The sequence below is a fragment of the Shewanella fidelis ATCC BAA-318 genome (assembly GCF_000518605.1).
GTDB lineage: Bacteria > Pseudomonadota > Gammaproteobacteria > Enterobacterales > Shewanellaceae > Shewanella > Shewanella fidelis.
On sequence record NZ_KI912459.1, the window covers coordinates 117,006 to 138,786 of the forward strand.

17 protein-coding genes are annotated in these 21,781 nt (G+C 43.7%); 10 read left to right on the forward strand and 7 right to left on the reverse strand.

Going from position 1 to position 21,781, the window contains the following annotated elements; translation table 11 throughout:
* The first annotated feature begins 334 nt into the window (after nt 1–334).
* The 4 genes from L884_RS0116645 to L884_RS0116660 all read left to right on the forward strand — a co-directional run bounded on the left by L884_RS0116645 (nt 335) and on the right by L884_RS0116660 (nt 6,933).
* Nucleotides 335–3,613 carry a S41 family peptidase gene (locus L884_RS0116645; protein WP_028768557.1) on the forward strand — a complete coding sequence of 1,093 codons (3,279 nt, stop codon included), beginning with the start codon at nt 335–337 and terminating at the stop codon, nt 3,611–3,613.
* 307 nt (nt 3,614–3,920) lie between these two features.
* Entirely contained in the window at nt 3,921–5,051 is a 1,131-nt protein-coding gene (locus L884_RS0116650; RefSeq protein ID WP_028768558.1) for an HlyD family secretion protein, read from the forward strand.
* Entirely contained in the window at nt 5,041–6,096 is a 1,056-nt protein-coding gene (locus L884_RS0116655) for a DUF2955 domain-containing protein (protein ID WP_084221457.1), read from the forward strand. The genes L884_RS0116650 and L884_RS0116655 overlap by 11 nt, the downstream gene beginning before the upstream one ends.
* Nucleotides 6,097–6,348: 252 nt before the next feature.
* The gene (locus L884_RS0116660; RefSeq protein ID WP_028768560.1) at nt 6,349–6,933 is read left to right on the forward strand and encodes a lipid-binding SYLF domain-containing protein; all 585 of its coding nucleotides are present in this window, start codon (nt 6,349–6,351) and stop codon (nt 6,931–6,933) included.
* 72 nt (nt 6,934–7,005) lie between these two features.
* Here L884_RS0116660 and L884_RS0116665 read toward each other — a convergent pair whose 3' ends face one another.
* The 5 genes from L884_RS0116665 to L884_RS0116685 all read right to left on the reverse strand — a co-directional run bounded on the left by L884_RS0116665 (nt 7,006) and on the right by L884_RS0116685 (nt 10,695).
* On the reverse strand, nt 7,006–7,458 hold the full coding sequence (locus L884_RS0116665; RefSeq protein WP_028768561.1) for an OsmC family protein: 453 nt from the start codon (nt 7,456–7,458) through the stop codon (nt 7,006–7,008).
* A 215-nt stretch (nt 7,459–7,673) separates the two neighbouring features.
* Entirely contained in the window at nt 7,674–8,168 is a 495-nt protein-coding gene (locus tag L884_RS22270; RefSeq protein WP_037411111.1) for a hypothetical protein, read from the reverse strand.
* A gap of 238 nt (nt 8,169–8,406) precedes the next feature.
* Nucleotides 8,407–8,748: a DUF3325 domain-containing protein gene (locus tag L884_RS0116675; protein WP_028768562.1), complete on the reverse strand. Its 342-nt coding sequence runs from the start codon at nt 8,746–8,748 to the stop codon at nt 8,407–8,409.
* Nucleotides 8,749–8,751: 3 nt separating this feature from the next.
* Nucleotides 8,752–10,392: a PepSY-associated TM helix domain-containing protein gene (locus L884_RS0116680; RefSeq protein WP_028768563.1), complete on the reverse strand. Its 1,641-nt coding sequence runs from the start codon at nt 10,390–10,392 to the stop codon at nt 8,752–8,754.
* 3 nt (nt 10,393–10,395) lie between these two features.
* Nucleotides 10,396–10,695 carry a hypothetical protein gene (locus L884_RS0116685; protein WP_051435664.1) on the reverse strand — a complete coding sequence of 100 codons (300 nt, stop codon included), beginning with the start codon at nt 10,693–10,695 and terminating at the stop codon, nt 10,396–10,398.
* A gap of 573 nt (nt 10,696–11,268) precedes the next feature.
* On the opposite strand from L884_RS0116685, the gene hpf reads away from it, so the two are divergent.
* Entirely contained in the window at nt 11,269–11,625 is a 357-nt protein-coding gene (gene hpf, locus L884_RS0116690) for a ribosome hibernation-promoting factor, HPF/YfiA family (protein ID WP_028768565.1), read from the forward strand.
* 87 nt (nt 11,626–11,712) lie between these two features.
* Here hpf and L884_RS0116695 read toward each other — a convergent pair whose 3' ends face one another.
* Together L884_RS0116695 and L884_RS0116700 are read right to left on the reverse strand one after the other, a co-directional pair.
* Nucleotides 11,713–13,644 carry a monovalent cation:proton antiporter-2 (CPA2) family protein gene (locus tag L884_RS0116695; RefSeq protein ID WP_028768566.1) on the reverse strand — a complete coding sequence of 644 codons (1,932 nt, stop codon included), beginning with the start codon at nt 13,642–13,644 and terminating at the stop codon, nt 11,713–11,715.
* Entirely contained in the window at nt 13,644–14,264 is a 621-nt protein-coding gene (locus L884_RS0116700; RefSeq protein ID WP_028768567.1) for an NAD(P)H-dependent oxidoreductase, read from the reverse strand. Before L884_RS0116700 ends, L884_RS0116695 begins: the two co-directional genes overlap by 1 nt.
* A gap of 386 nt (nt 14,265–14,650) precedes the next feature.
* Here L884_RS0116700 and L884_RS0116705 point away from each other — a divergent pair, with 386 nt between their 5' ends.
* The 5 genes from L884_RS0116705 to L884_RS0116725 all read left to right on the forward strand — a co-directional run bounded on the left by L884_RS0116705 (nt 14,651) and on the right by L884_RS0116725 (nt 21,391).
* Nucleotides 14,651–15,862: an NnrS family protein gene (locus tag L884_RS0116705; RefSeq protein WP_028768568.1), complete on the forward strand. Its 1,212-nt coding sequence runs from the start codon at nt 14,651–14,653 to the stop codon at nt 15,860–15,862.
* A gap of 71 nt (nt 15,863–15,933) precedes the next feature.
* The gene (locus tag L884_RS0116710; RefSeq protein ID WP_028768569.1) at nt 15,934–17,361 is read left to right on the forward strand and encodes an ammonia-forming cytochrome c nitrite reductase subunit c552; all 1,428 of its coding nucleotides are present in this window, start codon (nt 15,934–15,936) and stop codon (nt 17,359–17,361) included.
* Nucleotides 17,362–17,630: 269 nt separating this feature from the next.
* The gene (locus L884_RS0116715) at nt 17,631–18,116 is read left to right on the forward strand and encodes a hypothetical protein (RefSeq protein WP_028768570.1); all 486 of its coding nucleotides are present in this window, start codon (nt 17,631–17,633) and stop codon (nt 18,114–18,116) included.
* Between the two features lies 1 nt (nt 18,117).
* A complete protein-coding gene (locus L884_RS0116720) occupies nt 18,118–19,203 on the forward strand; it encodes an AraC family transcriptional regulator (RefSeq protein ID WP_245603154.1) in 1,086 nt (361 codons plus the stop codon).
* A gap of 91 nt (nt 19,204–19,294) precedes the next feature.
* Nucleotides 19,295–21,391, forward strand: coding sequence for an alkyl/aryl-sulfatase (locus L884_RS0116725; RefSeq protein WP_245603155.1), 2,097 nt, complete (start codon nt 19,295–19,297; stop codon nt 21,389–21,391).
* Nucleotides 21,392–21,781: the final 390 nt, after the last annotated feature.

Genomic DNA, 21,781 nt, shown 5'->3' on the forward strand with positions numbered 1-21,781 from the left:
TGCTTAATTGCAGAGCAACTTGTGGTATTCACTTTATTTAGCTTAGTTGCATATTTGAACATTAACGCTCTTTTGAGCAAGGATTTATCCCAATAAGTATAAGAAGTTGAGCTACTCAGAGCGTTTTTGGCAAACTAATGCAAGGCGAATAACATAAAGAATGCTTGTTCCCTTGTGAAGTTATTCAACGCAGAAGTAGGTATTACATATTTGCTAATACTTAATGGTGAATAATTTGCTGATGCTTTATCAAAAGTTTGCTACCTTGTTGGCCTGAAAGATTTTGCCCGGATTAAGGCATTAACTGAATAATAACAATAGGATTGCTAGCTAGATGAAAATTCGCCATTCACTTGCATGCTGTATGCTTGCCCTCGGAACTTTGACTCTTTCCTCAACTCACGCTTCTGAATCAACTTTAAAGCCTGGCTATTTTCGTGCGCCAGCGCTAAACGAGCAGACTTTAGTGTTTACTGCTGAAGGGGATCTTTGGACGCAAGCACTATCAGACACTCAAGCTCGCCGTTTAACCAGCTTGCCGGCAGAAGAGCTTGGCGCAACCATTTCAAAAGATGGTCAGTTTGTCGCTTACGTTGCTAATTATGAAGGATCATCAGAGGTTTATGTTATCCCGATTACTGGCGGGCAGGCTAAGCGTGTTAGTTTTGAAAACAGCCGTGTGCGAGTGCAGGGGTGGACTGCTGATGGCAAAGTGCTATACGCCACTGATAATGCGTTTGGTCCAGCAAACTATTGGGTACTCAGAACCGTTGATCCACAAACCTTGCTCACAGAAGACTTGCCTTTAGCCGATGCCATTGAAGGGGCGATTGATGATAAAGGTGAATATGTTTATTTCACTCGTTTTGGCCTGCAAACAACAGGTGATAATGCCAAGGTGTATCGTGGTGGTGCCAAAGGTGAATTGTGGAAATTTAAACTTGGTAGCAAACAAGAGGCAACGCTGTTAACCGCAGAACATCAAGGCTCTGTAAGACAGCCTATGTTGTGGGGCGATCGCTTGTACTTTGTGAGTGATAGCGATGGTAATGACAACATCTGGTCGATGGCAACCGATGGTAGCGATATAAAGCAGCATACCGAGTATAAAGAGTGGCAAGTTCGAAATGCACGCTTAAATCAAGGGCGCATAGTGTTTCAGCAGGGCGCCGATATTAAGCTGTTTGATATTGCATCCGCTAAAGAGCAAACACTGGAAATTGACTTAGTGTCGGACTTTGCTCAAAAGCGTGAGCATTGGGTACAAGAGCCGATGAAATACGCCACTGCCACTAATTTATCGCCAAAAGCTGACAAAGTGGTGATTACTGCCCGTAGTCATGTTGCTATAGCAGCCACTGATGGCCAACGTCTTGTTGAAATTGCTTTACCTGGTCATAACCGTGTACGTAATGCCATTATGAGCCAAGATGGTGCTTGGGTGTATGGCATTAGCGATGCTAGTGGTGAGCAAGAGATCTGGCGTTTTGCAGCTGATGGTAGCGATAATGCAAAACAGCTGACTAAAGACGGCAAAACCTTAAGACTGGATCTGCATTTGTCACCGGATGGCCGTTACCTTGCCCATGATGATTATGACGGCAATGTATGGCTGTTGGATCTGAAAAAAGGTAGCAATAAAAAAATTATCACTCAAGGTGAAGGGCTTGGGCCATATGCTGATATCGTCTGGTCTGGTGATAGCCGCTTTATCGCATTAACCAAAGCGGAAATGGGACAAGCACGCACCCAAATCGTGTTGTACTCACTAGATGACAAACGTGCTGAGTCATTAACCAGTGACAAATATGAGTCATTCTCGCCAAGCTTTAGCGCTGATGGTGACTGGCTATACTTCTTATCAAATCGTCAATTCGTTGCGACACCGACATCACCTTGGGGGGATCGCAATTTAGGGCCAATGTTTGACAAGCGTACTCAGGTATTTGCCATTGCACTGAATGAAGATGCCCGTTTCGCGTTTCAAAAACCAAATGAGCTATTGTCTGCTCCTAAAAAAGCGGATGACGATGAAGTTGAGACTGAAGTGGAATGGGATGGCTTAGCAGCTCGTTTATGGCAAGTGCCAGTGGCCGCAGGTAACTATAGCTCACTGCAAATGGCTGATGATAAGTTTTATCTGCTTGATACCACAACCAGCGGCAAGTCGAGCTTAAAAGTGGTTAAGTTTGATCCGCTAGCAGCTAAAGTTGACACTTTTGCTAAAGATGTTGGTGAATATCAATTATCTCAAGACTCAAGCAAGTTATTTATCCGTAAACAGTCTAAGCAAGGCAGTGAAATGCTTATCGTTGATGCGGGTGATAAATTGCCAACAGAGCTGACTAATGCCAATGTTCAAACCAATTTATGGCAATTAGCGATAGACCCAGCGGCCGAGTGGCAGCAAATGTTTGAAGATGCATGGCTTATGCACCGTGACTCTTTTTATGACAAAAGCATGCGCGGTATAGACTGGCAAGCGACTAAAGCAAAATATCAGCCTTTAGTTGATAGATTAACCGATCGTCATGAGCTTAATGATCTCTTTAAACAGATGATGGGTGAGCTAGACTCACTGCATTCTCAGGTACGCGGAGGTGACGCGCCAAAAGATGCCGCCAAAGCTAAGTCAGCGAGTCTTGGTGCTCGTTTAGAGCAAACTAAGGCTGGTGTGGTGATTGAGCATATTTTTCAAGGCGATCCAGAGTTACCTGCTCAAGCAGCACCACTGGCGCAAATGGGGGTTAACGCCAAAGTCGGTGATATTATTGTGGCAATAAATGCCAAACCGTTGGGCAATATTGCAGACGTGACTAAGCTATTGCGTAATCAAGAGGGTAAGCAAGTATTGTTAACCTTAAAGCGCGGTAGTAAAACCCACCAAACTATAGTTGAGCCGGTTAGCCCTGCCAAAGACGCAAAGCTCAGATATACCGACTGGGTTCAGCATAATAGTGCTCAAGTGGCTAAAAACAGTAATGGTCAATTTGGTTATTTACACTTATACGCGATGGGTAGCGGTGATATAGCAAGTTTTGCCCGTGAGTTTTACGCCAACATTAATAAAGACGGTTTGATTATCGATGTGCGTCGTAATCGCGGTGGTAATATTGATAGCTGGATCATCGAAAAGCTACTGCGCCGAACTTGGGCATTTTGGGCGCCAACTCATGGCACACCATCAGGTAACATGCAGCAAACCTTTAATGGTCAATTAGTGGTATTAACCGATCAGTTAACTTATTCAGATGGTGAAACCTTCTCGGCTGGGGTAAAAACCTTAGGTATTGCCCCATTAATTGGTAAGCAAACGGCTGGTGCAGGAGTATGGTTATCTGGCCGTAACTCATTAACGGATAAAGGTATGGCACGTGTAGCTGAGTATCCACAATATGCGATGGATGGAAGCTGGATTATTGAAGGTCGTGGTGTTAGCCCTGACATTGAGGTCGACAACTTACCTTACGCAACCTTTACTGGTACTGACGCACAGTTAGATAAAGCGGTGAGTTATCTTAAACAGGCGCTTAAACAGCAACCTGCACCAAAGTTAGTGCCAAAGCCGATGCCAACAAAAGGTATGGCTGAGGACGCACATAAAGCATTCTAACTACCCTTAAAAAGATAGCTAAAGTGAACAATTCACTTTAGCTAAATTTAATATAAAAAGGCGTTATTAACTTAAAGTTAATAACGCCTTTTTTATTTCTCTGGGTTAAATCTAGGCAGTGTTGCAAGCAAGTATCTTGTGTAAAATTAATATGATAAAAAAGATTGAACATTATCTGTGCAAGGTACTAAACTGATTAAAAAAATAGCCTAGCTAAATAAATGTGAGCCGTTATTGAGTAAGGGGCAGTAGCTTAGATTTTTGCCACTATTTTCTGGCTGTGCTACCGGTTACTAAAGGGATGAGTATGACTGAAGAAAAAGCTGTTATCGCTAATGATGAAGCGAGCGAGAGTACACCGCAACAAAGCCCGAGTAAAAATAATAAAATTCGTAAAGCAACCAATATTATTTTAGTGGTTGTCAGTTGTTTATTTGTGTTTCATCTCATCGCCGACCGTTTTATTCCTTCCACCGATTTAGGCCGAATTCGCGGTTTTGTCGTACCGATTAGTCCACAGGTATCTGGTGAGATCATCGATATTTTAGTGGAGCCTAACGTTTTGATTAAACAAGGTGATGTGCTTGCTAAAATCAATCCTAAAGATTATGAAATTGCACTGCATCAAGCGGAGCAATCTTTAAAAAAGGCGGGGCAAAATGTTGGCGCGCAAACTGCTAATGTGGCAGCCGCCCAAGCGAAAGTGGTGAATGCCGAAGCGAATCTTAAAAATGCTCAAGTTCAATCTAAGCGAATTTTCCAAATGGTTGATCGTGCGGTGATGTCACAAGCCGATGCCGATAACGCTCGTGCAGAACTCACCAAGGCGGAAGCTGGGGTGGCAAGCGCTAAAGCTGACTTAGCTAAGGCTGAAGAGCGCTTAGGTGCAGAAGGTGAGAATAATACCAATGTTAAATCAGCGTTGTTGAGCCTTGAAAAAGCTCAGCTTGATTTTGCACGCACTTCAATTACGGCACCAACTGACGGTGTGGCCTCTAACTTCAGGTTAAAAGAGGGTATTTATGCCAGTGCTGGCCAACCTGTGATGACGTTCATTTCATCGGAAGATGTATGGATCGAAGCTTACTTTCGTGAAAACAGCCTAGGTAATATGCGTCCGGGAGATGAGGTTGAGTTTGCCCTTGATTACGCGCCAGGGCAGGTATTTAAAGCCAAAGTGGGTAGCATCGATTATGGTATTGATTGGGGGCAAAGCGAGCAGACAGGTAAGTTGGCTCAGGTCTCTGGTCAAACGGGTTGGTTACGTCAATCACAGCGTTTTCCGGTAACCATAGTATTACCAGCAGACGAAGCGGTAGGACTAAGGCGAGTCGGTGGTCAAGCTGACGTTATCGTTTATACCAGCGATAGCAGTATTATTAATCTATTTGGCAAGTTCTGGATCCGCTTAGTGAGTTGGTTCTCTTATGTCAGATAGTGATAGCAGCATAGAGCGCTCAGTTGTGGCGTCGGCTGACGCCATCTTCACAAGGCGGGTGTTACGCTTTACTTTAGGTATTGGCCTTGCCGTTGCTATTTCTGCCATTTTTGCTTGGCCGCTTGCCTTTATTGTGCCGGTTTTTGTCGCTAAGTTTTTGGTTGATAGACAAGAGCCAACGTTGCAAACAGTTTATGAATTGCTCATCTCAATGATATGTACCATTGGCTTAGCTTGGTTAGTGAGCTTTGGGCCTACTCATTACCCTATGGTGTTGTTGCCGCTACTTGCGATGATGATGCTTTGGGGCTATTACCTGTTTAGTGATCCGCGCTGGAATTTCTTTGCCACTATCTTTATTGTCGCCACACTACTGTTGCCTTATTTGAGCTTATTACAACCGGGGGCGGCCATTTTAGTTGGGGTTGGTTTGAGTTTTTCTGGGGTGGTTGCCGTGGCTATTTTTGCGCTACTACATGCGTTATTACCCGATTTATCACCAAACAAAGAGCAATTAACTCCGGCTGTACAGAGTCATGACGAGCGCACCCATGAAGCATTTAGAGCCTTGATAATTGCCTTTCCAGTTATCTGCTTCTTTTATTTTCTAGAAATATCTGGCGCACTATTAACAATGATCTTTATTGCCATATTGTCGCTGCAAGCTGCCGGAGCCAAAAGCATTAAAGTAAGCCTATTTTTACTCATTACCAATGGTATTGGCGGGGCGCTGGCAATAGTGTTCTATAACTTAATGACTATCGTACCTGAACTGCCTTTTTACATTGGTATGTCGATGCTAGCTGCGCTGCTGTTTGGACAAAAAATTTATGCCAACCCAGAAAAAGCGCCGCTTTATGCGGGGATCTTATCTGCGCTACTTGTGGTGGTCGGTTCAACGGCATCATCTACTGATAAAGATGTTGCGGTTAATTTTTACTTGCGGATCTTACAGTTGTTTTTGGTTGGAGTTTATATGATTTTTGCCTCTTTTTTCTTAGAGACTCGTGATTGGAAGTTCTTGAAAAAGCGCAATAGCCTTTAATTTTTTTGTGGGCTGATGCACGCAATCGAGTTAACAGCGGCACAGTTTTAATGTTATCCAGTAATCATTAAGGTTTTGGATGTTATACCAATTAGTATAAAGATTTGGTCGCTCTGAGTAGATCAACTTCTTATACGAATTGGTATTATACCTGATATTCAATAGTTTAATTATTGTGCTATACGTTAAATAGCTCAAATTAGTATTTACGAGTGTACTCGTTGCTAACTATCCATTTAAAAGGGTGACTTCATGTTTCAACTTAAAAACCTCAAACTTGGCCTAATTGCGTTGCCGGTTTTACTTGCAGGCTGCGCCACAGGCAGTACGCCTGAAGCCAAGAAAATGCACGCCAGAGAAGAGACGCAGACTGCATTGCAGGAGATCTACAGTGAGCATCCAGCGGCTAAAACTGCGGTGGCTAACTCTGTAGGTTACGTGGTGTGTACCGGTAGCAATAGTTACCTGTTTGCCTTATCGACAGGTGGTGGGATCTGTGTGCTACATGAAGGGAGTAAACGTTCATATTATCGTTTTGCAACTGGTGGTGTGGGTGCGGGAATTGGTTGGAAGCAGATGGCATTCGTGCAAGCCTTTACTGAGCGTTCGGCACTAACACGCTTTAAAGAGTCCGGTTACGAAGGCCAAGCTCAGGCTGAAGCCAGTGCAGAATATGAAGGCAGCGGTGAGCAGGCCTCGGCAAACCAGTCGGTTGATGTCTCTGGTGTGAAGACGTATCAAGTTAACTTGATGGGGGCTGCGGCTCAAGCTACGGTTCAAGGCTATAAGTATTGGGAAACTGACTTTACCGATGATTTTGTCGAGAATGATGGCTAGTGGTTAACCAATTCTGTTAATAAAAAGCTAGGTACACCAATTGGTATACCTAGCTTTTTTGTATCTGAACAGTTACTTATTGGTATTAATTTCAAATACGGTCTCAGGGCTTAAGCTGTTAGCGATAAAACAGTTGCTATGAGACTTATCATGGATCTTGTCTAGTACTTGTTGTTCGACCTCTGTTGCAAACTCAATCTTTGGACTTAAAACAATTTTACTGACGAAGACTTTGCCTGCCGAATTCTTGCCAAGCTCTGCATAGGCATTATCTTGATAAGAAATAATCGGTAAACGCTTTAAATGAGCAATGGTCAAAAATGTCAGCATATGGCAGCTAGAAAGTGCTGCTAGTAGGCTTTCCTCTGGGTTAATTTTATCAGCCGAGCCGTTATATTCAGGTGCTGATGAGCCTTGTGCTTGTTGACCACTGCCATAGCTGATTTGATGGTCTCGACAAAATTGTGTTGGCTCATTAGCTGGCTCATCTGATGCGCGCCAACTTAAGTTAATATGGAAACTCATAGTGCGAACTCTTATTGTTAATGAAGCTTATAATGGTCACTCTAGGCGACTCAGGCTACTCTTTTACTGATACCAATGAGTTGATATTAATCAAATAAGCGTGATTAGGGAACTGCCATTAATTCAACGCTAAACCTGTGCTGTAACAGCGCTTTTAAGCTTTATTAAAAATAATGATAGCCAACTTAGATAACTGCCAGTCCTATTAATAGAGGTTAGCTGTTATTGATAGCCTGAGTTGTTTCGGCATAGGTTTGCATGGCCGAAACCTGCTGTTGCTGGGATTTTGCATCTACTGTAGCTGCCCGAGCTTGATCATTATTACTCAGGTAATAGGCGGTTGTTGGAGAAACACTATTACCGCTGCCAGTGGCAATGTTAGCCATATCGCTGTAGATCTGATATTGCATTTTTGCTTTTCTGTACTCGACATAAGCAGTGGCTTTATCGCCATTATGAGGTAACTCAGGTTTGGTGCTTGGCGTGTTTGTATCTGTTGTTGAGGTGCTATTAGCCGACAAGCTCAGCGCTGTGGCGCTTAGGGTGACAGTATCTTGCTGTAGCTGAACACTTGCATTGGCGCTGAGGCTTGTTGTTTGAGCGGCTGATTTAACTTGAGTATTTGCTTGCTCTAATGGTTGATTTAGTACCTTTGCATTTGCTGTTGGAGTTTGGCAGTTAAGTGTAGAGTTAGCATGAGATACAAGCATAGTGCCTCTGATTTTGTTGGCAAAAATATCAATATCTTATGCTAACGTGTTTTGATGCGTTAAAGCTGTACATAAGCTGAACCGAGTGTTTATAGCAATTATTCGCCTTGAATTAGTTTGCTAAAAGCGCTCTGAGTAGCTCAACTTCTTATACTGATTGGTATTAGGTTCCGTAAACGAAAAAAGCCTTTTGCAAAAATGCAAAAGGCTTTTCCTTATACTGTGATTTTCATAAATGTTAAACGAACTGGTACTGGTTCATCGCCATTAATACTGAGCTTAACAATGTGCTGATTGCCATTGAGTAAGGCAAAAGCTTGGCACGATAACTGAGCATTAAAATCACCAGTAAGCCTGCAAAAGACAGCAGACCGAAAAACAAAATGCTGCCATAGGCTGCACCTTGAGTCGCAACACAGCCCCAGTAAGTACCGGCAATACCAATCCAGCCTGCAATATAAAGTGCTTTGGCTTGTGTTGGGTTTGGTGCTTTAGCAAATGTGTCACGGTAGTGTGAGAACATGGCTAAGGCTAATAATCCGAATGCGAGATAGCTAAATCCTAAAAGACTTAAAATCACGGCTTATGCTCCCTCTTTAGTCGCGGTTGAAGCAGGGGCGTTCCCCTTTAGATTACTGCGGGTTGATGCAGTCTTTGTAGCTCTGACAACGGGTTTAGTATTGAGTTTCCCGCGAGCAAAAAATAATGCTGCACCCAATAATACGCACATTAGATCAAAGCCTACCAGCGGCCATTGATGAGAGGCGATATTGTCAATTAAGTTACTATTAGAGGTAACTGCATTTAGCAGAGGTATAGCGCACAGGGCAACACCACCTAATGCTAGAGTGAAGCGCCACGCCGCTTTTTTGCGATTAACACAGGCTAAAACACCGACCGCAGCGAGCGTGATAAAAAAGCAGTTAACTTCCCATTGGGCTCGATTGATAACATCGGTTGGCAACAATCTGTTGGCATAGAAAAATGCAGCAGTTGCCAGCGGTAAACCGCTAATAAAAGTCAGGTTAAGCCCTTCAACTAAACGCAAACCGAAACTCGCTTTGGCGCCTTTCTTGATCTGCTTTTGTTGCTTTTGGCGGATCTTAACGGCCCATAATAAGGTGCCAGTTGTGATCATCGCACAGCCTAAAATGCCACTGATAAAGAACAGGGCACGTAGCCAATGCTCAGCGAAACGACCAGTGTGCAAAGCGATTAGCACATCATGGGTATTTTGTGCTCCTGAGTCAGGGTCAATACCGCGACTCGTTAATTCGCCAGTTACGCCGTTAAAACTGATTGCTGTACGTCTATCAGTAACCGCTTCTTGAGTATCACGATAGAAGTTAATCTTACTATTTTGATCGCCGGGGTTATTTATCACAACTTGCTTAATTGGATCGTCAGTCCAGAGCTGTTTAACTTGTGGAACTAGCGTGCTTAGAGTAACCAACTCGGCTTCAACGCCAATAGGTTTGACCTGTACTCGACTTGGATTGAGTTGTTGACGAAATGACTTTGTATCGCCATCAAATGCAGTCATAACGCCCCATGGCATATACATCATCATTAAGGTCACAAGACCTGTATAGGTGATCATTAGATGGTAAGGCAGCGCAAGCACTGAACTAACATTGTGAGCGTCTAACCATGAACGGCTGCCTTTGCCACGTCTGAAGCTAAAGAAGTCTTTAAAAATTCGTTTATGGATGACAACGCCACTAATGAGCGCAACTAGCATGAACATAGTGCAAAAACCGACAATCCAGCGGCTAATTTTAGCGGGTAGGTAGTGTAGGTCGAAATGCAAGCGATAGAAAAAATGTCCGCCTTTTGATTCACGCACATCGGTGATGAGCTGTTCGCCATCAATAGGAGCAACATGCTCAACAAACTTACCGCGGCGTTGGCCCTCTTCTGGTTGAGTTTGCCAAGCGTAGCTAACATAAGGCTTACGGTCGGTAGGAAAGTACACTCGCCAGTCACGAGCATCTGCAGCATGTTCTGCTAAATAACGCTGTGCTTTGTCAAGTTCGCTAGCGATCTTGCTGCTGTCATATTGTTGAAAGACGTTTTTGTGTAACTCAGGTTTACTCCAAAGCGTCATTTCGTAACGATAGTAGCTAAGTGTACCAGCGAAAAAAATCAACAGTAATACCCAGCATACAAGTAGGCCCACCCAAGTGTGCAACCACGTCATGCTGCGAAAAAATGAATCTTTCATTGTTTAACCTATTGCTAAAATAAGCAGATAAAAAAGTCCGCTAACACAGAGGGGATCGGTGAGTGCGCGCCATGGATTGCTCACGCTAAATGACCAAATACCTGAGCATGCATATATTGCAAACGACAGCATTGTTGCGGTTAATGTACTTTCCGCTGGTGGCAGAGGCAGTACCAAGGCCAGTAATCCTGTGGCTGTTGCAGCTAACAGGTAACCAGCAAAAATAGCTGAAAATGCACGTAAGCCAACATTGAGGCTATTTGGATCAATCCGTTGCAGTAACTTAGTTTTTATTGTTTGCACTGAGAGGCACACCTAAGGACTTCGTTTATGAGTAAGAAAATATTGGCGGCATTTTACATTAATTTTATTAAATGATAACTCTTTTCATTCGCGTTTGAGCGTAAATGTGCCAGACTTGAGAGTTAGGTCGCAGATGTAGGGCATTGGGTTTCGTTCGAGAGTTGCGATCAAGCTCAGATTATTTGTTGCTGTTTGTGAGTGTAAGTGGTTGATGTGAAAATCACATGCAAATAAATTTTAAATTTATTTAACCAAACAGTGATGAAAATCAAGCTAAAGTGGCCAACTTTGGCTAAATTAGTAGAGGAACAATAGCGCTCATATTGACGTATGCTAATTTTCAAAGTACACAATAGCAGCTAGTTTTCGCTCATGTTTTAATCACACCGACAAAATGGCTTGATTAAAATTATCAACATAAAAAAAATTGTTTTACCTGATAAACACTGGGCTGTAGCGATAAAATTTAACAAGGCTTAACAATTGCAGCATAAATTATTTTTAATAAAAGCTTGTAATTTAAAGCGAAAGACCCAAGTGTATTAGGTGAAATCATTGTAAAAAGGAAAACCTATGAAAATAAATCTTTCTGGTCACCACGTTGATTTAACTGACGTTGTAAGACAGCATGTCCAAGAGAAGTTTTCGAAGATAGAGAGCCATTTTCCAACCCTGATCGCATTAGATATCATCGTTGCTAAAGAGCATGGTGAGTTCCAGGTTGAAATTAGAACCAATTATGAGGGAAGCAGTATTTCCGCGTCTGGTACAGATCCAGTTATGTACCCAGCAATTACCAGCGCAGCTAAAAAACTCGATGCGGCACTAAAGCATCGTAAAGGGCAACTTAAGGCCGATCTGCATTCTAAGCCAGTTGTGACAACACCTGAAATTGCACATGAGAAAGTGCAAGAGATGAATTTAGTTTAAAGGCTAATAAGCCTTTATAAAGCGAATCGCTTTAACCCACAAATTAAAAGCCCCGGTAAGATTACCGGGGCTTTTTTATTGGTTATTTTAATCAGGTGTTTCTGATTGAGAGAACTCAGTCGTGTCATTTTTCGGCGGTGGTGTCCAACCACGCTCTAACTTAGAAAAGCTACGATAACGCTCATTTTTCATAGCTGCACTTAAGGTCTCTTCTAGTTGAATAAACATGTCGCGATAATGGACTAAGTACTTATCGTCTTCGGTGACCTGTTTCCACGCTTGATACAGGGTATCTTTATGAGTGACTTCCGTTTCATAGAAGGTCGCTCTTTGTTGTTCAGCTTTAAACGGGTGCACACCTAAGCGTATCAATGCATGTTTACCTAAGTTGAGCGCCGAGTGGAAAGTTTCGCTCACCATAAAATCTGCACCAGCATTACGTAAGCGGTACAGGTGGCGGCGGTCAAAAGCGCGTGCCATCACTATCACATGAGGGTGGCTATGCTTGATATACTCCACAAGACCCACTGCTCGCTCTGGGTCGTCAATGGCAACCACCAGCATTTTGGCTTTATCTATGCCAGCGGTATGGAGTAAATCAGGCTGTGTTGCGTCACCATAATAGCTTTTGGTATTAATTTTCCTTAGGTTTTCTACTTGCTGTACCTCATGGTCAAGTACCACAGTTTTAACGCCATTAGTGACTAATAGACGGTTAACAATCTGACCAAATCGTCCTACGCCAGCAATGATAACTGTGCCTTTTTCATCAATATCATCGGGCTCACGGGTATTTTCTGTTTTCTCATAGCGCGGCAAAATAACTTTATCGAATAGAATGAACAGCCCCGGGGTGAGGAACATCGACAGTGCAACCACCAGTGATAACAACTGTGCAAGATCCGTTGGGATCACATGGTTTTGTACTGTGTAGCTAAGTAGCACAAAACCGAATTCACCAGCTTGGGCTAAGCTCAAAGCAAATAACCAGCGGTCACTACCTTTAATTTTAAATATAAATGCCAGCACGAGCAGAACGACTGCTTTGATTAGCATTACTGCAATCGTCATTGCTAACACCGGCGCGATATTAGCAAATAGCACATCAAAGTTGATGCCAGCTCCCACAGTGATGAAAAATAGCCCCAATAGCAGACCTTTAAAAGGCTCGATATTAGATTCAAGTTCGTGTCTAAACTCACTGTTGGCCAATACAACTCCCGCTAAAAATGTGCCTAGCGCTGGCGATAAGCCCACCAGACTCATTAACGCGGCGATCCCGATAACGAGCATTAATGCGGTGGCAGTAAAGATCTCTCTAAGCCCAGAACTGGCTACATAACGAAATAGTGGTCGACTTAGAAAGTGACCGCCCACAACCAAACTGGCTATTGCTAGCAATACAACAATGGCGTATGCCCAGCCGGGTAGGCCGGCAACTAAGGATATCTCTTCATGATGTTCTGCTGCGCTTTGGGCCACAGCTTGCGCTTTCTCAACTAGCTCAGGAAGGGCAAGCAAAGGAATAAATGCCAACATAGGGATCACAGCGATATCTTGAAACAGCAACACAGAAAAGGCATTTTTACCGCCTTCTGTTTTAGTTAGGCTCTTTTCATTAAAGGTTTGCAACACAATGGCGGTAGAGGAAAGTGAAAATATCATCCCCACAGTGAGTGCTATGGTCCAGCCATAATCAAAACTCATCGCTATGCCCATCACGACTAAGGTCGACACGCCAACCTGCAGGCCGCCTAAGCCAATGAGTTTATTGCGCATATCCCAGAGCATTCTCGGTTCTAGTTCTAACCCCACCAAAAACAGCATCATTACCACCCCAAACTCAGCAAAATGCTGCAGAGTGTTGGTTTCAGTGCCGACCAAGCCGATGATTGGGCCAATGACTACCCCGGCAATGAGATAGCCGAGCACTGAACCTAAACCCAATCGTTTGGCGATAGGCACCGCAATAACGGCCGCGCACAAATAGATAAATGCTTGAATAAAATAGGCTGTCATTATCGCTCCCTGATGACTTGTTCTAGGTGATCGTTCAGCTTTTCAAGTGACTGGGCTAAAGCAATATCTACTCTATCTTCACTTAAGGCTGTTAAGGTTTTCAGCCAGCTATTTACATGGCTATCAACGCGATTTTCTTCAAAAGCGCTACGCGCACAAAACAGGGCAAAGGGCGCGATAAAACGCATCCCAGTTAGGTTGGCTGTTTGCTCTAACGGGCGCAATAGTTCTCTTAAGGTAAAGTGGTTAAAACCATCGTGTTTATAGGCTGCTTCACTGCCGCCTGCGCTGAGTACGCACAAAAAGGTTTTCCCCTCTAATGCATTACCTTTTGCACCATAAGCAAAGTTGTACTCCAACACTAAGTCTTGCCACTCTTTTAAAATTGATGGAGTTGAATACCAATACAGTGGAAACATAAACACAACCACATCGTGTTCGATAAGTCTTTGTTGTTCTCTATCTATGTTAATTCTGAAGGTGGGGTATTCAGCGTAAAGATCCACAGCGGTGACATTAGGGTGTTGCTTGGTAGCCTCAAATAGCGGTTTGTTTATTTCTGAGCGTTCTTGTGAGGGGTGTGCATACAATACGAGGATTTTTTTAGCCGTAGTTGCCATTTTATGTCCGCTGAGTCATCGAATTAATTGTTATTAAATCTAGCATAGACAACAAGCTAGGCTAAGTGTTTTTCAAAATGTATTACTCTTAGCAACAGTGATTTTATGAAGCAGATAAACTCAGTAACTCGTTCTACACTTAAATGATATTGCCGATGTTTTAACCTACTTGGCTTTGATTCAGCTTTATATTGATTTATCGCAGGAGCGAGTGGATTGAACTCAACTAAACTGGCGGTCTACCTATAAAGATATAAGTTAAAACAGAGAGATAGCAACCTAGTTCACAGAAGCCACAATCGTTTTTAATTTCCATTGTTATCGAAGAATAACTTAGATAATCTAAAGTTGTATTTTAAATGCAAGTTTTGTGTAAGGTTTGAACTATGCTAAATATTGATGATCCTAAAGAGACTGAAAAGATCCCGGCGATCTTTCGTCTTGGTTTTCGACCGTTCTTCTTGGGCGGTGCGGCGGTGGCTATGCTGTTTGTCCCCTTATGGTTACTCACATGGTTTTACCCGCAATATAGCTTGTTTCAAACTGATTTTTGGGTGAAGGTGGTGCCTCTGTGGTGGCATCCTCATGAAATGCTGTTTGGCTTCGCTTTAGCAATTGTGTGTGGATTTTTGCTTACCTCAGTGCAAACTTGGACTAATCAACCCGGCATGAAAGGCTGGGCATTGGCAATGACTTTTGCATGTTGGTTATTGGCAAGATTGACTTTGCTACTGCCTGTATCGATCCCACTGTGGTTACCAGCAATACTTGACTCACTGTTTTTAAGCTTCACCGCTATTAAGCTGTGGCGCTGCATTTATAAAGTAAAGCAATGGCATAATATTGGTTTCCCTATCATGCTATTTGTCGCAATGAGTATTAACCTGTTGAGTTATTATGCGCTAAGTCAGCGTGATTTCTCTTTGAGCCAACAGATCTGGCAAGCCATGCTGTGGTGGCTTGGCTTATTGATCACAATTGTTGGTGGTCGAGTTATCCCATTTTTTACTGCAATTCGCATTAAACAAACTAAACCTAACCCCATTCCTGTGCTAGATAAAAGCTTAATTGCGATTATGGTGTTATTGGTCGCGCAAGCCATTGCGCAGTTCATGCCTACATTACTCGAGCAGATTTTATTGTTTGCCGCTGCGGCGCTGCATTTTGTGCGTTGGTCACGCTGGTTCCCCCACAAAACCTTAGCCGAACCTATGTTGTGGTCTTTGCAACTGAGTTATTTATTGTTGCCTATTACTCTGTTTTTATTGGCTTGGAATATCCATGACGAGATGGCATATCGGCATTTATTGCACCTGTTTGCCATTGGTACGCTAGCGGGGATCTGCTTATCTATGATTTCAAGGGTCTCTTTAGGCCATACCAGCCGCAATATTTATCAAGGGCCAAATATGATTATTGCCTTTGCATGTTTACCAATAGCGGCAATATTACGGGCTGTGATGCCGATATGGGTGCCTGAGCTATATCAAACTTGGTTGTGGTTGGCGGGAGGTTTATGGTCATTGGCGTTTGCCATGTTTGTGATTAACTATGCCGCAATATTATCTAAGCCGCGTGTTGATGGGCGTCCCGGTTAAATAACGTAAGTAAGTCAGATTGATATAAAAGCAATGTTGGAAATAAAGATAATAAAGGTTGATAGAGAAAAATGATGCAACATAAGAGTGTGAAATTAGCCAGTGTATTTGCCATGGGCTTGTTATGGCCAGCAGCGGGCGCAGTGGCGGAGTCTGCAGAGGTTGATGACAAACCACAGTTAACTTCAGCGGCTAAAGCACAACAAAAACGCGATGCAGCGCTGCGACAAGAGTTTCCTGTGCAATATCAAAGCTGGCAACAAACTTCCGAGCAAACCGAGCGCGAAGATATGCTAGCAAGTTATCCTGCTGCGGTGATTTTATGGGCGGGCTCCTCGTTTGCTAAAGAATATAACAGCCCACGCGGGCATCATTTTGCCGTAGCGGACGTGACGCATACGCTGCGCACAGGAGTGCCGCCTAAAGAGGGTGAAAAAGGCTTATCTGCAAGCTGTTGGACCTGTAAAACACCCGATGCAACACGATTAATGAAAGAACTTGGCGTTGAAGGTTTTTCTGCTAAAAACTTCACCGAATTAGGGTCTGAAGTGAATAGCGTTGTGTATTGCACAGACTGTCATGTTGACGGAAAAGCTGAGCTAGCGATGCCGCGGCCACATGCACAAGATGCCATGGCGAAAGTGCACATTCCATTTGATAAACAAGATGCCAATATGCAGGGGGCGCAAACTTGTGGTCAGTGCCATGTAACCTATTACTTCCAGCCTGAGCGCAGCGACAAGGTCAATATTCCATGGATTTTTGGCAACACAGTTGATGATATTGAAAAGTACTACGATACCCGCCGTTTTTACGAGTGGATCCATCCCATTTCACGTACGCCAATATTAAAAGCGCGTCATCCTGAATTTGAACACTGGAGCCGCAGTAAACATGCAGAAGCGGGGGTAACCTGTATTACTTGCCACATGCCGCAAGAAACCGATGCCAAGGGCAATAGCTTTACTAGCCACAAGATAAGCAAAGCGTTAGATCATTTTGATACAGTATGTCAGGACTGCCATAAGAGTGAATTGACCATAGTTAAGTCGCTTGAGCGCAGCAAGGCACAAATTGATGCCAAAGCTCGTGAAGTAGAAGGGTTGTTGGTTAAGGCACATTACGAAGCGAAAGCGGCGTGGGATGCTGGCGCAACCTGGCCATTAATGAACGATGCGATTATGGCGATCCGTCATTCTCAGTGGCGCTGGGACTTTGCCATGGCATCGCACGGCTTGTACGCCCATAACCCAGAAGAGGGCAATGCGTTACTTGATATGGCGATTAAGCAGGTGAATTATGCACGAGCGTCATTGGCTGAGATTTTGAAGAAGTTTGAGATCAGCAAGGTAGAGTACCCGGATATCAGTACTAAGGCGGCAGCTCATAAGGCGGTTGGTATTGAACTCGATAAACTTAACCAGCAAAAGCAGCAATTTATTAAACAAGAAGTTGATAAGCAGTGGTCAGAAGTGACCCGTTATGGTTATGAGAATTAACCTCAACCAGCTGATTTATTAGCTATAAATGTAAAAGCTCAAAGTATTTCTTTGAGCTTTTTTATTTTGTGTCAGTTGCCGTTTTGTTTTGGTTCAAAATGGCTTTATATAACCAGTAAAGCATATTGATTAATGATGACAGGGTAAGCATAAAACTGCTAACCTGCATTAGTGGTTATAAGAGCAGATTTAGTTGCATAAGGTATTAGTTAGTGGGCCATCTACGCCATCATTTTGAGCCAAATTTGATAAAAGGAGTGCAGCCGCAAATGAAAACTCGCTGGATTTGGTTAGTCAAAATGGTATGGCTATTTAGTTTGTTACCCAATACGAGTTTTGCCCTCGATAGCCTAACTGATGCACAGCTAAAGCACAAAGGCCAAGCGTTTGTTGCAGCCAAAGAGGCGCGCCAACAGCCTAATAGCACGATAGAGGATGTTGAGCACTATATTGACCTTTTATCAGATAATTTTATTGATGAATATGTGCAATATCAGGTGACCTTTGCCGCAGACAAGGCCAAATTAAAAGCGCGCTTAATTGAAAAATTAAAAGATGAAGTACTAGAGCATCAAGTACAGATCTTACAAATGATGACAGGCCCGAATGTTGTCATGCTAAAAATTGCTGAAAAGGGCAAGCTAAAACCAGCAGGCCAGTATCGAGTGATTAATATCGATCGTGTAAGCGTGATTAGCTTAGAGTTTGATAAACAAGGCTTGATCAGCCATATTCGTCGCCATGGTAAACAATAGCGTGTTATCTCTAGCGCCTAAAACAAGTTCAAATATCGCTGCCAGCGCTAAAGCCCAATCGTTAATTGCTAATAATCAATACACCACCATTGCAGCTTGGACGTTGGCGATTGCCAGAGCACTGGCGGTGATGGGAATAGAGCCTAAAACTATATTTAACCAAGTAGGCTTAAATTTAGAGATGCTTGAAGCTAAGCCTGATAGCCGAGTTGAAATTGCGCAAATGACTCAGCTATGGCAATGCGCCATGCAAGCGACTGACTCGGTTGACTTTGGCCTAACGGTTGGGCGTTATGCTTACCCATTACACTTTCATTTTTTAGGTCCCTTGCTACTTAGCTGTAACACCTTAGCCGAAGCTTTTGAATTACTACCCGCTTACTCGGCACTGGTGAGTAATGGCGGCAATATTCAGTTGCAGCGCAGCCCGCAAAGACTGGGGTTTACCATCACCCCACTCAATGGCGTTGAGATCAGTGAGCTTGCCATTGATGCGTTTTTTAGTAGTTTAATGCAGCACGGCAAGCAGATGCTGGGCCATAACCAGTTTGTGTGCAAAGTTGAGCTAATGCGCACAGACCACAAGCTAAAATCCCTTTGGCAAGACTATTTTGGCTGCGAAGTGGTAATGAATGCCGCCACCAATTGCATGTGGATGGATAGAGTCATGCTAGAGCAAACCACAGTGACTAAAAATCCACAGCAAGCTAAGTATAGCGAAGCGGCGGTGCGACAATATTTACAGGGGATGCAAGCACTGACATGGCGGCAAAAAACCAGTCAAGGCATTCACGTCATGCTACTTGAGCAAGAGCCTACGGCGCAAAGCATCGCTAAAATGTACAACGTCAGTGAGCGCAGCTTAAGCCGCTATTTGCAACAGGAAGGCACCAGTTTTAGAGCGTTGCTTAAGCTTAAACGTCAAGAGTTAGCTTGCCACTATTTGCTTAATACCAATGTTGTGATCAATGAGTTAGCTAACATCTTAGGTTACAGCTGTTTGAGCAATTTCAGCCGCTCATTTACCGCTTGGCTTGGGGTGAGTCCATCACAATTTCGGCTGCAAAACTTAGCCAACAAACCATGAGTTTGCGCTAGATTGGCGAAAAATGATAACCGCGTTGTTGATTTTATGTAATAGCTTGGTGTTATCTTGTTAACTACCAAAGCGCTTCACTATGCCAACATTTCAGTTTATTCAGCGTGAGCCATGCCAGCAAAGCAAGCTTAATCATGATCACCACCATCACCAAAATCGCAATCACAATAAAATCTATAACAGTATTAAACTCGGCCTGTTTGGCACGCTAACCACAATCTTGCTAACCGGTTGTCAACCTGATCCTGATTTAAGCAAAGTAGCTACCGAGGTTAAGGCAACTGAGGTTGATGCTTTAGGCTTTACCCCAGCAAGTGAACATACTATTGCAGCCAATCAAGCGCTGCGTAGTCGGTTACCATTTGACGATGTACAAGACTTTGAAGATGCCAAGCGCGGCTTTATCGCCAGCATGCCAGAGCTTAAAGTGGTTGATGATACGGGCAAGGTGATTTGGGACAGAACCGCCTATGACTTTATTGAGGGCGAAGCGCCTGCCAGTGTTAACCCAAGTCTGTGGCGACAAGCCAGCTTAAATAATATTGATGGCTTATTTGAAGTCACTCAAGGCGTTTATCAATTGCGAGGGTTTGATTTAGCCAATATGACGGCGATTGTAGGTGACAGTGGCTGGATTATTGTTGATCCATTAACCACGGCTGAAACTGCCAAAACCGCACTTAACTTTTTAAATCAAACTTTAGGCGAACGACCTGTGTCGGCGATTGTATTTACTCACAGCCATATGGACCATTTTGGTGGGGCTTTAGGCTTATTTGAGCAAGCACCGGATGAGGGGATTGATATCATTGCGCCTGCTGGTTTTATGCATGAGGCGACCAGTGAAAATGTCATGGCTGGTACCGCCATGAGTCGTCGCGCCATGTATATGTATGGCAAGCAGCTACCGCGCAATAGTCGTGGTCATATCGATTCTGGCTTAGGCAAAGAGCCAGCCTTTGGTGAATTTGGCATTCTGAGTCCAAATGTGGTGGTCGAGCATGACTCTGCGATGGAGATAGATGGCGTCCCCTTTGAATTTCAAATCGTATCAGGCTCAGAAGCGCCCGCTGAGTTCACTTTTTACCTGCCAGAGCAGCAGGCATATTGCGGCGCTGAGCTAGTCTCTAAAAACATGCACAATTTGTATACCTTGCGCGGTGCTAAGGTGCGTGACGCATTGGTTTGGAGCAGAGCCATTGATGATGCGCTCAATGCGCAGCGAGACACCAAAGTGTACTTTGGCAGTCATCATTGGCCGATTTGGGGCCAAGCTGAGGTGAATGAGTTTTTACAAAAGCAGCGTGATACGTATAAGTATATTCATGACCAATCTGTGCGCATGCTTAATGCTGGATTGACGCCTGCTGAAATTGCCGAGCAAATTCAAATGCCGCCATCACTGTCGAACACCTTTGCAAGTCGTGGTTATTACGGCACAGTTAAGCACAATGCCAAGGCTGTTTACCAAGCTTATTTAGGCTGGTACGACGCTAATCCCGTTAATCTAGACCCATTGCCAGCAACGGCATCAGCTGTTAAATATGTTGAGTTAATGGGCGGCGCAGACAAGATCATTACAGCTGCGAATAAGGCGGTTGCAACTGGCGAGTATCGTTGGGCGGCAGAGCTGGTAAACCACCTCGTGGTGGCCGAGCCTGAGCATAAACAAGCCAAAGCTTTACTCGCTAGTATTTATGATCAGCTGGGTTATCAGGCTGAATCTGCACCGTGGCGTGATGTTTACTTAAGCGCTGCCTATGAGCTAAGACACGGCAGCCCAGAGGTGGGAATTGATTTAGCCTCAATGAAACAGATTTTGCTGCAATCACCAGTCGAAAACTTTATGCAGTCGATGGCATCAAGGGTGATAGGGCCTGAAGTGTTCGGCGAAGAGTTTATTCTTAATATCAACTTCACCGATCTTGATAAAAACTATGTGCTAGAGCTAAAAAACTCAGTATTACATCATAAGCTCGCGCCAAAATCTGCTAATGCCAACGCGACGTTAAATATTAGCCACGAGCTATTTGTCGATCTGATTATTGGTAAAGCAGGCGTCAAAGAGGTGCTGTTTTCTGACGAGCTTGAAATCGAAGGCAGTAAGCTTGATTTAGTCAGCTTCTTTTCGTCCTTAGATAAACCCAAAGGTGTGTTTAATATTGTGACACCTTAGTAAGTATGGGGCTAGTTGCTAACTCATATCAATCTTAACTAAGCACTACCAGCGACAGATGTCGCTGGCTATAGGGGATTTACGATAGAGAAAGGCTCGTTGAGTGCTGAGTTCACATGTCGCTACTTCTGTGGGACGCTGTAAAGCCATCCATGGCCGCTCTGCGGTTTAATCTGATGTGAATGGATTCACAAATGCCGCGGTGACATGGATGTCAAAGAGCGGCCCTGAAACCGAAGCCCACAGCCGCAGCGACATCTGATGATTCATCTTACCAGTTAATTCGCTCCGACCCCTTTATGTCTTTATAGTATGAGCTTTTGAAGTTGCATCTATTCCAGCTTCTAATGCCCAATCACCGTAATCCACTGAACCTTCCTATTCATATAA